This is a genomic window from Microbacterium sp. AC132 (genome assembly GCF_979258525.1).
Window position 1 is genome coordinate 2,440,839 of sequence record NZ_OZ409862.1, and the last position, 13,728, is coordinate 2,454,566.

The following is a 13,728-nucleotide window of genomic DNA, read 5'->3' on the forward strand; positions in this document are numbered from 1 at the left end:
CGTCACCATCGGCCGGTACGGTCGATCTCGATAGCGCCTAGGGTTCCGGGGTTCGTCCCGTCTGGTCCGAGCGGCGCCACGGTGCTCCTCCGCAGGAGCGCCGTCATCTGACAGGACAAAAGCCCGGAGGACCCTGTTCGTCGCGCCCGCGAAGAACGGAAGGGTCTCTGATGTCCGCTCTCGCCTTCGCTCTCGTCCTCGCCGCAGCCGTCACGCACGCCGCCTGGAACATCATCGCCCACGGCGTGAGCCGCGCAGGGACGCCGTTCCTCTGGTGGGGGGCCGTCGGAGGAACCGCCGTCTGGATCGGGGTCGTGCCGTTCACCGGCGGGCTCGGCACCGACGACGTGCTGGCGTTCCTGCTCGGCGTCGGAGTCTCCGGTGTGCTGCACGTCGCCTACATGGCGGTGCTGCAACGCGGATATCGCGAAGGCAACCTCTCGACCGTCTACGCGACGGCTCGGGGCACCGGGCCGTTCCTCTCTGTGATCGTCGCCGTGCTGGTGCTCGGGGAGCGTCCATCGGCCCTCGCGCTCACCGGCGTCGCGGCGATCATCCTCGGAGTCGTCGCGATCGGTCTCGTCGACCGCGGACGCGCCGACCGGTCGCGTCGCCTGGATCCCGGGCTCGTGTTCGGTCTGCTCACCGGCGTCGCGATCGCGGTCTACACGATCTGGGACGCCAACGCCGTGCGCACGTGGAACCTCTCGCCCGTCGCCTTCATGGTGGGGACGATGCTGCTCGAGATCCCGTTCTACTCGCTCGGCGTCCGAGGCCGATGGGCGGCCGTTCGCGCGCTCGGCCGCACGCAGTGGAAGCGCATCGTGGCGTTCAGCATCCTGTCGCCGCTTTCGTACATCCTGGTGCTCACGGCCATCCAGATCGCTCCGGTCGCACTGGTCGCGCCGCTGCGCGAGGTCAGCGTCGTGCTGGTCAGCCTGTTCGGTGTCTTCGCCCTGAAGGAGAGCAGGCCCGAATGGCGTCTCGCCGCGTCCGCGGTCGTCGCGGGCGGGATCGTGCTGCTCGCGCTGTAGCGGTGGTTCTGCGGCGGTGGTTCTGTGGTCGTGGTTCTGTGGTCGTGGTCGTGGTCGTGGTCGTGGTCGTGGTCGTGGTCGTGGTCGTGGTCGGGGTCGTGGTCGTGGTCGTGGTCGTGGTCGGGGTCGTGGTCGCTCCGGGTGCGTGGCCTGCGTGATTGTATGGATGCTGTGTGCGCCGGGTGGAGTCTTCGAGAGAGCAGTCCGTCGGATGCGCACTGGATGTCGGAGCTGCGAGCGATCGTCATGCGCGCCGATCTGGAGCGTCTCGGACGCTTCGACCCGGTGCGTGTGCGGCAGCGGTTCCTCGATGGGTTCGTCCCGCAGAACACGCGAGTGATCGTGGTTGCCGGGCAGGACGTGGGGCTCATCGCGGTGAGGCCCGAGAGCGACGCGGTGTGGATCGAGCACTTCTACCTCGATCCCGCTCAGCAGGGCCGCGGCCTCGGCTCCGCGGTGCTGGCGGACGCCTTGGAGACGCGTCATGCGGGCGATGACCGGCCGTTCCGCCTCAATGTGCTGCAGGGCAGTCCGGCGCGACGGCTGTACGAGAGGCACGGCTTCGAGCTCGAGAGCGAAGACGCGGTCGACGTCTTCATGAAGGCCGAGCCGCTCCGGCGCTGATCGGGTGCCCCGTGACGGGTGCTCGTGGCGGGTGCTCGTGGCGGGCGCTCCGTGGCGGGCGTTCGGTGTCGCGCGCACGATGTTCCGTTGTCCGGCGTTGTCGACTGGCTTTGTTGGGGGCGTTGTCGACTGTCTTTGTTTCCTGTTCTTGCCGTCTCGTCTCCTGTGTTGCTTGTTTTCTCGAGTCGCGTGTCTCGTTCCTGGGGTCAGCGGCCTGGGGTCAGCGGTCTGGGGTCTCGTTCCCGTTGTCTCGTTCCTCGTGTCTCGTTCCGCGTTCCTCGTTCCTCTTGCTCCGTCTCTTCCTCGCTTGTCGACTGGTCTCTCCGCTCCTCTTGTGCCTGCGTTCTGCGGCATTCCGGGAGATTGGAATACTTGCTGTGATCTGGGATAAATCGGACTGGTTTCGGGGGTCGAATGTCGGTGGCCCCGTGTTGACTCGAGGGTATGAACAGCATCGTGGAGCGTCTGGGTCGGGTCGTCACTGACCTTGATGCGGTGCTGTGTGATGACGCGTTGGCGGGGTTGAGCGATGCGGAGCGTGTCGCGGTGCTGCAGGCGGCGGGGGCCGTGTTCCGGCGGGCCGAGGCGGTGATCGTGGAAACCGTGGCGACCGGGGATCCTGTGGATTTTCCGCATGCGGCAGGGTGTCGCGGGGTGAACGAGCTGGTGCAGCGGATGGTCGGCGTGGATGTGCGGGGTGCGTCCCGGGTCGACAGGGTCGTCGATCTGGTGCGCCGGCCGGTGAGTCTGGCGGGGGAGCGGATGCCGGCGCGGTGGTCGGAGATGCGCGTGGCCTTGTTGGATGGTGTGGTGGGTGTCACGGGGTTTCTGGCGGCGACGGGCCCGATCGAGCGGGTGTGGGACCGGTTGAGCGTGGATCAGCGGTTGGCGGCGGATGTGGCGTTGGCGGGGTGCGCCCGCGGGCACGGGATCGGCGGGGGCGCGGATTCTGGTCCGGCGCCGACGGTGCAGGATCTGAAAGCTCTTGCGGAGGATCTCGCCTCGATGTTCGACCCGGACGGGGAGGAGCCGAAGGATGAGGACGCGCGGCGCAAGCGCGGGATCACGATCGGTCGTCTCACGGACGGGATGCATGCGATCCGGGGGTATCTGACTCCGGATGCCGCGGCCCAGTTGCAGCTGATCCTGGACGCGATGCTGAACCCGAAGGGTGACGGCCCGCCCATGCCGGGAGTGTTCTTCACCCCCAGCGGTGACACCGGTCACACAGACACAGACACAGACACAGACACCGGTGCTGACCCGGGTGTTGATCCGTTCAATGAGGATGAGCGCAGCGTGCTCGATGATCGCACCGCGTCGCAGAAACGCCACGATGCTCTCGCCGCCGCTCTCGCGATAGCCGCCCGTCACAAGGACATGCCCACGCTCGGTGGTGCCTCCCCGGTGCTCGTCGTCACCGTCGACGCGACAGACCTCGCCCACCATGCGGGAGGTTCTGCTTTCGGTGCGGGCATCGCCGGCGCGGGTGGTGGTGCGGGCAATGGCGGGTGGGCGACGATCCCTGGATCCGGTGCGCATGTGCCTGTGTCCGTCGCGGCGCAGACCGCATGTGCGGGGGTGATCCAACGGATGCTTCTGGACGAGGGGCGCATCATCGGGATCAGCACCACCGACCGCGTGTTCACCGTGCATCAACGCCGGGCGATCATCGCCCGCGACAAGGAATGCCTCATCCCCGGGTGCCACGTGCCCGCATCCTGGTGCGAGATCCATCACGTCACCGAACACGCCCGCGGTGGGCCGACCCACACCGACAACGGTGTGCCTTTGTGCTGGTGGCACCACCGATCCCTGGGCACCTCGCAGTGGGAGATCCGTATGAACAACGGGCTCCCCGAAGTCCGTGGACCGAACTGGTGGGACCCCGACCAACGCTGGCGCACCCCACAACACAGCCTCCCCGCGGACCGTGACCGAAGGCGCCTCGTTCGAACCGGGTGATACGCGGCGGCATCCTCACGGCAAGTGCTGCTGATCCCGAACAGCCGGCCAGACTAAGCGGGCCAGCCCCAGCGGGCCGGACTCACAGTGCCCGGCTCAACGGGCCCGTCTCGCCGTGCCCGGCTCAATGGACGCGCCTCAGCAGTCTCACTCCAATGATCCCGGCGGTCAGCGGTCTCGCCGGTCAGCGGTCTCGCCGGTCAGCGGTCCCGCCTCAGCGGAAGTCGACCAGCCCGGCGTGCGCTGCCGTGACGAGGATCTGCACGCGATCGCGCACGTGCCACTTCGACATGATGCGGCCGAGGTGGGCCTTCACGGTTCCCTCCGACACGATCAGTGTGCGCGCGATCTCGGCGTTGGACATCCCCTGCGCGAGTCGCTGCAGCACCTCCTGCTCGCGATCCGTGAGCGCCTCCAGGGTGTCGTCGCCCCCGACGGGCTCCGTATCCCGCACGTGCTTGATCAGCAGCGACGCGATCCGCGGCGACAGCGAGCTCGCTCCGCTGTACACCTCTCGCACACCCTCGAGAATGCTCGCCGCGCTCGAGTCCTTCAGCAGATAGCCCGACGCACCTGCGCTGAGCATCGGAAGCACGGTATCGCTGCCGTCCAGCGTGGTGACCGCGAGGATCTTGATCTCAGGCCAGCGTTCGCTGATCACCGCCGTCGCCTCGATGCCGTTCATCTCCGGCATCTGCACGTCCATCATCACGACGTCGGGACGCTCGCGTTCCACGACCTCGATGCCCTCGAGCCCGGACTCCGCCTCGGCGATCACCGTGATCTCCGGGTCGCGGGAGACGAAGTGAGAGAGCGCTGAGCGCACCAGGGGATCGTCATCGACGATCACGACGCGGATTTGGGACATGGAGGAAGCCTAACCGGGGTCTACCTGCGGCGCGAGGTATTAGACCTTTGGCTATCGAGGTATAGCCGTGAGACAGATGTGCCGCTCGCAGATCACCGAGAAGATGAGTACATCGCTAGTCAAAAGTGCAATAAAGGAGGTGAACGTATATGTCTTTCTGGAACCAGGTTGGTCACTTCTTCGGCTTCTACCGCTAATATATATGGCGAAAAGGAGATACTGAAGTATGGCTTCAAGTCTTTCGACGGGTGACCCCTCTGACGTCACCCGACTCGGCAGGGGCGAGAAGCTCAGCACGATAGAACGCATCGCCGTCTTGGCGGTCGTCGGGACCATCGTCATCTTCGACATCGTCGGACTGTTCCTCCCTCCGGGGCTGGAACCTCTGACAGCGGCAATCGGGATCGCATCCACTGCAGTCCTCGGCCTCTTCCTCTGGTCGCCACTCATCGCGACATACGCCCTCGGCGTCGTGTTCGCCCTATCCTTCATCCCCGGCATCGAAGCCCAGGTGCTGACCGTCGCCGCTTTCGCGGCCGGCTTGATCGTGCGCCTGGGGTGGACCTCACTGGTCCTGTCCTATGTCGGAGTCTTCCTCGTCGCATCCGCGTTGGTCGCCATGGGCGATTCGACGGATGCGTTCAACATCGGCATCTTCCTGGTCGGCGCCGCAGTATCCGGAGCCGTCGGCTATGCGCTTCGCCTGGCATTCGCTCGAGGGCGGACGCTCGAGATGCAACTGGCCGAGAAGGCCGAGCAGGAACGCCAGGCAGTACTCGCTGAGCGGCGCTGGATCGCCGGCGAGCTGCACGACAGCATCGCGCACCACCTCACCGTGGTGGCGCTGCACGTGCAGATGCTCGACGACGATCGCACGAGCAGAGATTCGCAGGAGGCGATTCGCATCGCCGCACGTAAGGCGATGACCGACCTCCGCTTCGTGATCGACCTCGCAGACGACGGACCCCGCTCCGAGGGAATGCCCTCCGGTGATCTGGTGGCCTCCGTCGAGGAGGCCGCGCAGGAGTTCGAAGCCGCCGGCCATGCCGTGGCCGTCATCGGCGACCCCTCCGATGAGCGCGTCCCGCGGGCCGCCGAGATCATCCTCGCGCGCATCATGCGAGAGTCCGCCACCAACGTCCTCAAGTACGCCGGCGCGGGCGAAGTCGAGATCCGATTCGACATCGACGACGACGCCGCGAAGATGGCGGTGAGCAGTCCGCTCTCCATCACGCCGCGTCGCGAGCTCTCCTCGAGCCGCACGGGCATCGGCCGCATGGCCGAACGAGTTCTCGGTGCCAGCGGCGAATTCAGCGCCGGCGAAGTCGACGGCCGCTGGGTCGTCTCGGCGCTGCTGCCGATCGTCTGACGCCTCCAGCATCCCAGCATCCCGGCTTGAAAATGGCAGGGGATTGCGTACCGGTATTCCGGTACACTGGGAGCAGGATCCGCGGAATTCCGGGGTTTTCGACGTGAAACCTAGACGAAAGTCCAGGGTAGATCTCGACTATAGACCGTGTTCCATGGTGTAGCCGGGCGCTTACATTGGGTATACCCCAGAAATAGCGCATCCCCAGCGCTGTGATCGCGAGCGCGGTCTTTGGAATCTGATCCCCATCGCGCTCGCGATCGGCTTCTTCCGACGAGTCACCTCGAGGAATCGATGCCGATCGACTGGCCGGCTGTCAGCCGCCCACCGCACGCATGTAGTGCCCGTCCGTCGAGATCCCCGACGCCGCGACCGTGAACCGCACCACCTCGCTGAGGTAGCGATCTTCGGATGCCTCGAAGATGCGCCCGCCCGCATCACGGGAGATGCGGCTGAGTCGAAGGATCGGCGTTCCCTGCGGCACGCGCAGCAGGGCGGCGTCCTGCTCGTCGGCGGCGACGGCGTCGATCTGGTGCTCAAGCCCGACGATCGGGTGTCCCACCGACCCGAGGTACTCCGTGATGGAGATCTCGTCCGTGTCGACGTCGAGCAGTCGTCGTCCTACTGCCTCGGTGTAGAAGAGCCGCTCGAGCATCGTCGGCCTGCCGTCGAGCAGGCGCAGTCGCACGACGCTGACGATCGTGTCGTCGGGCGACACTCCGAGCAGTTCTGCGCGGTCACCGGCCCTGCGAAGGCTCAACTCCTGCGTCTGCGCGCCCGGAGTCACCCCGAGATCGCGGGCCCAGCGAGTGAACGGCACCGACACATCGACCGCCTGGCTGGCCTTGCGCGACACGACCCGCGCGGGGCGTCCCCGCCCCGTCTCGATCAGGCCCTCTCCGCGCAGGGCGGCGAGAGCGTTCCTGATTGGACCCCGCGAGGTGCGCCACCGTTCGGCGAGCTCCGCCTCGGTCGGCACGTCGTCGCCGGGGCGCAGGGTGCCCGCCGCGATCTGCGCGCGGAGGTCGTCTGCGATCTGGGTGTATACAGCTTCGGCCACATAGGCATACTACTTCGCTATCGATGTGGAACGGTTGCGCGTTCCCTCGCCGTTCATCCGAGGAAAGACCGGGTGAACGGACCTTGAACTCTTCCAAGTTAGGTACATATCTTGGCTGTTGTCCTGTCAGAGTGGCTCGTGGATCACCCCTCCCACTCCGAAAGGTCCTCATGAAGCTCCGCGCTCTCCCCGTACTCGCCGGCGCCGCGATCCTCGCGCTCGGCCTCGCCGCCTGCTCCGGCTCCGCAGAGGCCACCGGCGCGTCCGGTGCCGACGCATCATCGGCCGCCGGCGGATTCGCCGTCGACGAGAACACGCTCGTCTTCGGCGTCGTGCCCGACTCGGTCGACACCGAGACTAACTACCAGCCGCTCATGGACTACATCGCCGAGATCACCGGCAAGACGGTGGAGTACCACGAGTCCACCGACTACGCGGCGCTCATCGAGGCCGCGGTCGCCGGCAAGGTCGATGTCGCCTCGTTCTCGGGTTTCACCTACGTCACCGCCACGAACAACGGCGCGAAGCTCACCCCGATCTCCTCGATCGTGACCGAGGAGGGCCAGGAGCCCGGGTACTACTCCCAGGCCATCGTGCCTGCCGACAGCGACATCTCAAGCATCGAGGACTTCGCCGGCAAGAAGGTCTGCTTCGTCGATCCCTCGTCGACGTCGGGATACCTCTTCCCCTCCTACAACCTGCTCGAGGCGGGCATCGACCCCAAGACCGACATCACGCCCGTCTTCGCGGGCAAGCATGACGTGAGCGTGCAGAAGGTCGGCGAAGGCGTCGAGTGCGAGGTCGGATTCGCCGAGGACTCCGAGGTCGAGAAGTCGGATGCCGTCAAGGTCATCGACGAGACCATGGTCCCCGGAGCGCCGCTCGTCTACTCGTCGACTCTGCCGGACGACGTCGCGCAGGAGCTCATCGACGGACTCTCCGAGATCACGATCGACGACATCATCGCCGCCGGCATCGAGGGCGCGGACACTGATGCGTTCCGCAGCGTGTTCTACGCCACCAAGCCCGTCGACGACGCGTACTACGACCTGATCCGCGACATCTGCAAGGAGACCGAAGCGGAGCAGTGCCAGGGCTGACGCCCGATCGCTGACCGCAGCGTCAGCCGAGCGCCCCCGTTCCGCAGTGTGCTCCCACCCTGGGCAGCGGAGCGCGGGGCGCTCACCCGCAAGAATCACGCTCGACGCCACGACCCTGGAGAACTGACATGAACACGGCAACCGATGCCCTCATCCGCCTGGACGGTGTGACGAAGACCTTCGGCTCGACCACCGCGCTGAAGAACGCATCGCTGCAGGTCTCACGCGGCGAGATCGTCGTGCTGCTCGGGCTCTCCGGCTCGGGCAAGTCGACGCTGCTGCGCCACCTCGACGGTCTCGAGGTGCCGACCTCGGGTGAGATCGAGGTGCTCGGCGCGAAGGTCCCGACGCTCAAGGGCAAGGCGCTGCGCGCCCTCCGCAGCCGGGTGGGATTCATCTTCCAGCAGTTCGAGCTCGTGCCCTCGCTGACGGTGCTCGAGAACGTGCTCACCGGTTCTCTGTCGGAGGTCCGCGGCCCGCGGCTCGGCCTCTGGGGCTACTCGAAGGCGGCGAAGCTGCGCGCCCTCGAGCACCTCGATCGCGTCGGGCTGCTCGACCGGGCCTATCAGCGCAGCGACACCCTCTCCGGCGGCCAGCAGCAGCGCGTCGCGATCGCCCGCGCCCTGATGCAGAAGCCCGACATCCTGCTCGCCGACGAGCCCGTCGCATCCCTCGACCCGGAGTCCAGCGACCAGGTGATGGCGCTGATCCGTGAGATCGCCGCCGACGAGGGGCTCACGGTCGTCTGCAGCCTGCACCAGGTCGACCTCGCGATCTCGTGGGCCGACCGCATCGTGGGGCTGCGCCACGGCGAGATCGTGCTCGACACCCCGACCGGCGACCTGACCAAGGCCGAGGTCATGGAGATCTACGGCCGCGTCGCCACGACCACCGCAGAGATCCGCGCCGTGCAGGACGAACTCACCGAGATCACGGTCGGCGTCGCCCAGCTCGACAAGGCGCGGGCCTCATGACCGTCCTCTCGGACCCGCCTCGGGCGCACGCGACCCCCGCACGCGCGAGTGTCGCCGATCGAGCTCCTCGCCGCCCGATCTCCGCCGAGCGCATCGCCGCCGGGCTGACGCTGCTGGCGCTCCTGGTGCTCGGCATCCTCGCGGTCGACGAGGTCGGCATCTCGATCCCGGCGATGGTGCAGAGCTGGGGCAACGCCGAGAACTTCATGGCCCGAGTCGGCGGCCTCTCGTTCCCTGAACCGGCCGACCTCGCCTGGCTGATCGCCCTCACCGTGGGGCTCGTGCTCGTCGGCACGTTGCTCGCCGCCGCCCTGTCGGTGCCGATCGCCTACCTCGCAGCCTCCAACACGACCCCCGGCAACGGATGGCGTGCCGCCGCGCGGTTCGTGGGAGTGCTCACCCGAGCGCTGCCGGACGTCGTGCTCGCGATGGCGTTCGTTCTCATGTTCTCGCTCGGCACCCTGCCCGGCATCCTCGCCATCGGCATCCATTCGATCGGGATGATCTCGAAGATGTTCGCCGACGCGATCGAGCAGATCGACGAGGGCCCCCGGCTCGCGATCCGCGCCGCGGGCGGATCGAAGGTGCAGGAGTTCGCCTCAGGAATCCTTCCCCAGGTGCTGCCGAGCTGGGTCGCGACGGTGCTGCACCGCAACGACATCAACCTGCGCGGCAGCGTCGTGCTCGGCTACGTGGGCGTGGCAGGCCTCGGACTCGAGATGTCCTACGCCTTCAAGTCGCTGAACTACGGCAAGGGCCTCGGCATCGCCCTGGTCATCTTCATCCTGTGCGTCGTGATGGAGATCGTGTCGAGCCTGGTGCGCGGGGCAATGCTCGGCCAGCAGCGGCAGACGCGGTCGTGGATCGACCGCATCATCCACCCGCGACTGCGCGGGGCGACGGGCGCGGCGACGACGGAGCGCCCGGAGTGGGCGGCCAGCCCGCAGACCGCCGTGCGTCGACCGTGGACCGCGGAGCGGGTGCGCAACACGACCGGCATCGTGACGGCGGTGCTCGTCGTCATCGGCAGCGTCGTCGTCAGCCAGATCAACTGGATGGACTTCTTCACCTTCTGGGCCAAGCTCCCCGAGGTCGCAGCGAAGTTCTGGCCGCCGTCATTCGGCAGCTATGAGGCGTCGGCGATGATCGCGGCCATGCGGGACACGGTCGCGATCGCACTCGCGGCGACGGTGCTCACGCTGCTGCCGTCGCTGATCCTCGGCTCCCTCGCCGCGAGCAACGTCGCACCCGGAGCGGGAGCGCGGGGCATCGCGCGCTTCCTGCTCGTCGGCATCCGCGGCATTCCCGAGCTGATCCTCGCGATCGTGCTCGTCGTCATCACCGGCCTCGGCGCCCAGGCGGGAGTCATCGCGCTGGCCATCGGCGGCATCGGTCTGCTCGGCAAGCTGATCGCCGATTCCCTCGAGGAGGTCGACCGTGGGCCCGAACGGGCCCTGCGGGCGGTCGGCGCCACCCGGCTGCAGACCTACGCCTCGGCGACCGTGCCGCAGGGCATGCAGGCGCTCATCGGGCACAGCTTCTACATGCTCGACACGAACATCCGCGCCGCGACCATCCTCGGCATCGTCGGCGGAGGCGGTGTCGGGTACTACCTGCTCAACGCCAGCCAGGGTTCGCGCTATGAGACCGTGACGGCGATCGTGCTGATGATCCTCGTCACCGTGCTCGTCGTCGAAGGGCTCGCGATGTGGATGCGCAAGGTGTTCCGATGAGCGGCCGCACCGGCTCGACCGACTCCGCCGACCTCGTGGTCGTCGGCTCGGGGATCATCGGCCTCGGCGCCGCCTACGCGGCGGTGCGGCGGGGTCTGAGCGTCATCGTCGTCGACAGAGCGGATGCTCCCGTCGGCGCGACGATCCGCAACTTCGGCCACCTCTGCATCGGCGCGCAGACGGGGGAGGCCCGGCGCTACGCGGACCTGTCCAGAGACCTGTGGCTGCGCCTCGCTCAGGATGCGGGGTTCTGGATCCGCGAGTCGGGGACACTGGTCGCCGCCCGCCACGCCGACGAGATCGCCGTGCTCGAGCAGGCGGCGGCCGATGGCGGCATCCGGATGCTCGATGCGGATGAGCTGCTGCGCCTCGCCCCGCTCCGTCGCCCGGGACTCCTCGGTGGAGCGCACATCGAGACCGACCTGCAGACCGATCCGCGCACCGCCGCCGCGGCGATCGTGCGGCACCTCGCAGGACTGGGCGTCGACTTCCGCTTCCGCACGGCGGCGACCTCCGTCGCCGGACGCCGCGTCGAGACGACGAGAGGCGCGATCACCACAGGCGCGGTCGTCGTCGCGGCGAATCACGACATCGACCAGCTGCTGCCGGAGGTGGCGGAACGGTCAGGCGTCGTCCGGTGCGCTCTCGACATGATGCGTGCAGCGGTGAGTCTCCGGCATCCGCTCTCCGCCCCGCTGCTGACCGGGTGGTCGCTCGTCCGCTACGGACGCTTCGCCGACGGTGCCGCCACCGCCGCGCTCCGCGATCGCCTGCATTCGGAGCGTCCGGACCTCGCCGCGCTCGATCTCAATCAGATGTACACGCAGCTGCCGGACGGCACGCTCATCATCGGCGACTCGCACGCCACATCGACCGCGCCGGAGCCGTTCCAACCCGAGGCCGCGTTCACGGCGTTCCTCGCCGAGGCGGAGGCGCTGTTCGAGATGCCGGCCCCACGGGTGCTGGAGCGCTGGCAGGGCGTGTATGCGAAGGCGTCGAAGGACTTCCTCATCGACACGGTCGACGAGGGGGTGCTGGTGCTCGCCGCGACCACCGGCATCGGAATGACCACGGGTCTGGGGCTCGCCGAAGATAATCTCACCGCCACCTTCGGGTGGACACCTGCAATGGAAGGAACCCCATGACCACTCAGCTCGACGCAGCTCCGGCACCGGCGCTCGAACTCATCGTGCTCGACATGGCCGGCACGACGGTGCTCGACGACGGGGTCGTCGAGACGGCGTTCCAGCGCGCCTCCGAACGCACCGGCGTCGCCGATCGGATGCCGTGGGACGACGCGCTCGCGCACGTGCGCGCCACCATGGGGCAGTCCAAGATCGAGGTCTTCACGCACCTCGCGGGAGGAGACCGTGCCGCCGCCGAGCGCGCGACGGCCGCATTCGAAGGCGCCTACGCCGAGATCGTGGCCGAGCAGGGGGTCACCGAGATCCCCGGGGCGGCCGATGCGATCCAGGGGCTGAAGGACGCCGGTCTGAGGGTCGTGCTCACGACGGGATTCGCGCCGGTCACCCGCGATGCGCTGATCGACGGTCTGGGCTGGCGCGGGCTCGTCGACCTCGCCCTCTCGCCGGTCGACGCCGGGCGCGGGCGTCCGGCACCCGATCTCGTGCTCACGGCGCTGATCCGCACGCAGACCTCGTCGGTCGCCGCTGTCGCTGTCGCCGGAGACACGATCAGCGACGTCGAGTCGGGCCGCCGCGCAGGCGCCGGTCTCGTCGCCGGCGTCCTGACGGGCGCCCACGACGCGGGCGCGCTCGAGCTCGCCGGTGCCGACGTCGTGCTCGAGGACGTGACGCATCTTCGCGGCACGCTCACCGAGCGCGGGCTGCTCCCTCTCGTGCCCACGGTCTGAGCCCCTGACATGGGAACTCTGCTGATCCGTCCTCCCGGCCACCGTCGCGACGTGGCCCTGCGGCCCGCGGCCACAGCGATGGTGTGGGTCGGTGAGGGCCACCCGCACGAGATGATCGCCGTGCCCGGTGTCGCGCTCGGTGAGCACGACGTGCTCGTCGCCGTCGAGATGTCGACGATCTGCGGGTCCGACGTCCACACCGTGCACGGACGTCGGTCCGCCCCGGTGCCGCTGGTGCTCGGACACGAGAGCGTCGGACGCGTGATCGCCCTGGGCGACGGCGGGGCCTCGACGGTCGACGGCGTCCCCGTGCGCATCGGGGATCGGATCGTCTGGTCGGTCACGATCTCGTGCGGCACCTGCGACAGATGCGCCCAGGGTGTGCCGCAGAAGTGCCGCACGCTCGGCAAGTACGGCCATGACCGCATCGGCGTGCACGGCGACCTCACCGGCGCGTTCGGCTCGCACGTCCAGGTGCGGGCGGGCACGGCGATCGTGCGGGTGCCCGAGTCCCTGCCGGCCGCGGTGCTCGCTCCGGCATCGTGCGCGACCGCGACCGCCTGGGCCGCCGTCGCCCGGGCTGCGCGCGATCACGACCTCGACGGCGCGACCGTCCGCATCCACGGAGCCGGACTCGTCGGGCTCTCGGCCGCGGCGATCGCGGTGGAGCACGGCGCGACGGTCGAGGTGCTCGACCCCGCACCCGAACGGCTGGCTCTGGCCGCACGCTTCGGTGCCGGTCCGATCGATCGTGACCCGGACGTCGTGATCGAGGCCTCGGGGCATGCCGTGGCCGAGGCGCTCGCCGGCGTCGCCACCGGGGGCACGGTCGTGCTGGTCGGGAGCGTCTTCCCTGCCGAGCCGGTGCCCCTCGACGCCGAGAGCATCGTTCGCCGGCTGGTGACCGTCACCGGCGTGCACAACTACACGGGATCGGAGCTCGCCGAGGCTGTCGCATTCCTCGCAGGACGAGGACGCGCCTACCCGTTCGTGGACGCGGTCGGCGAAGTGCGGCAGCTCGCCGACCTCGACGAGGCCATCACCGCGGCATCCGCTCCCGGCGCGCCGTTGCGCATCGGCGTCGTACCCGGACGCTGACGGGAGACGGGTCGAGCGCAGAAGAGCCAG

At 68.3% G+C, this 13,728-nt stretch carries 12 protein-coding genes; 10 read left to right on the forward strand and 2 right to left on the reverse strand.

Annotated features, from left to right (window positions below; genetic code table 11):
• Positions 1 to 170 precede the first annotated feature (170 nt).
• The 3 genes from ACZZZQ_RS11625 (at position 171) to ACZZZQ_RS11635 (ending at position 3,623) form a co-directional block, all read left to right on the forward strand.
• A complete protein-coding gene (locus ACZZZQ_RS11625; protein WP_463507610.1) occupies positions 171 to 1,034 on the forward strand; it encodes an EamA family transporter in 864 nt (287 codons plus the stop codon).
• A gap of 222 nt (positions 1,035 to 1,256) precedes the next feature.
• Positions 1,257 to 1,658, forward strand: coding sequence for a GNAT family N-acetyltransferase (locus tag ACZZZQ_RS11630; protein WP_261987849.1), 402 nt, complete (start codon positions 1,257 to 1,259; stop codon positions 1,656 to 1,658).
• A 444-nt stretch (positions 1,659 to 2,102) separates the two neighbouring features.
• Positions 2,103 to 3,623, forward strand: a complete 1,521-nt coding sequence (locus ACZZZQ_RS11635) for an HNH endonuclease signature motif containing protein (RefSeq protein ID WP_463507611.1) — start codon at positions 2,103 to 2,105, stop codon at positions 3,621 to 3,623.
• Between the two features lie 214 nt (positions 3,624 to 3,837).
• On the opposite strand, the gene ACZZZQ_RS11640 is transcribed toward ACZZZQ_RS11635, so the two are convergent.
• On the reverse strand, positions 3,838 to 4,491 hold the full coding sequence (locus ACZZZQ_RS11640) for a response regulator (RefSeq protein ID WP_222839407.1): 654 nt from the start codon (positions 4,489 to 4,491) through the stop codon (positions 3,838 to 3,840).
• 226 nt (positions 4,492 to 4,717) lie between these two features.
• Between ACZZZQ_RS11640 and ACZZZQ_RS11645 the strand changes: the two genes are divergently transcribed.
• The gene (locus ACZZZQ_RS11645) at positions 4,718 to 5,860 is read left to right on the forward strand and encodes a sensor histidine kinase (protein WP_463507612.1); all 1,143 of its coding nucleotides are present in this window, start codon (positions 4,718 to 4,720) and stop codon (positions 5,858 to 5,860) included.
• Positions 5,861 to 6,176: 316 nt separating this feature from the next.
• Here ACZZZQ_RS11645 and ACZZZQ_RS11650 read toward each other — a convergent pair whose 3' ends face one another.
• Positions 6,177 to 6,920 carry a GntR family transcriptional regulator gene (locus ACZZZQ_RS11650; protein ID WP_400341658.1) on the reverse strand — a complete coding sequence of 248 codons (744 nt, stop codon included), beginning with the start codon at positions 6,918 to 6,920 and terminating at the stop codon, positions 6,177 to 6,179.
• Between the two features lie 170 nt (positions 6,921 to 7,090).
• Between ACZZZQ_RS11650 and ACZZZQ_RS11655 the strand changes: the two genes are divergently transcribed.
• The 6 genes from ACZZZQ_RS11655 to ACZZZQ_RS11680 all read left to right on the forward strand — a co-directional run bounded on the left by ACZZZQ_RS11655 (position 7,091) and on the right by ACZZZQ_RS11680 (position 13,698).
• Positions 7,091 to 8,020, forward strand: a complete 930-nt coding sequence (locus tag ACZZZQ_RS11655) for a phosphate/phosphite/phosphonate ABC transporter substrate-binding protein (RefSeq protein WP_053097587.1) — start codon at positions 7,091 to 7,093, stop codon at positions 8,018 to 8,020.
• Positions 8,021 to 8,148: 128 nt separating this feature from the next.
• Complete coding sequence (gene phnC / locus ACZZZQ_RS11660; RefSeq protein ID WP_463507613.1) at positions 8,149 to 8,994, forward strand: phosphonate ABC transporter ATP-binding protein; 846 nt, start codon at positions 8,149 to 8,151, stop codon at positions 8,992 to 8,994.
• The gene (phnE, locus tag ACZZZQ_RS11665; RefSeq protein WP_463507614.1) at positions 8,991 to 10,727 is read left to right on the forward strand and encodes a phosphonate ABC transporter, permease protein PhnE; all 1,737 of its coding nucleotides are present in this window, start codon (positions 8,991 to 8,993) and stop codon (positions 10,725 to 10,727) included. Before phnC ends, phnE begins: the two co-directional genes overlap by 4 nt.
• Entirely contained in the window at positions 10,724 to 11,872 is a 1,149-nt protein-coding gene (locus tag ACZZZQ_RS11670) for a TIGR03364 family FAD-dependent oxidoreductase (RefSeq protein ID WP_463507615.1), read from the forward strand. Before phnE ends, ACZZZQ_RS11670 begins: the two co-directional genes overlap by 4 nt.
• Positions 11,869 to 12,600 carry an HAD family hydrolase gene (locus ACZZZQ_RS11675; RefSeq protein ID WP_463507616.1) on the forward strand — a complete coding sequence of 244 codons (732 nt, stop codon included), beginning with the start codon at positions 11,869 to 11,871 and terminating at the stop codon, positions 12,598 to 12,600. Before ACZZZQ_RS11670 ends, ACZZZQ_RS11675 begins: the two co-directional genes overlap by 4 nt.
• 9 nt (positions 12,601 to 12,609) lie before the next feature.
• Positions 12,610 to 13,698, forward strand: coding sequence for an alcohol dehydrogenase catalytic domain-containing protein (locus ACZZZQ_RS11680; protein ID WP_463507617.1), 1,089 nt, complete (start codon positions 12,610 to 12,612; stop codon positions 13,696 to 13,698).
• Positions 13,699 to 13,728: the final 30 nt, after the last annotated feature.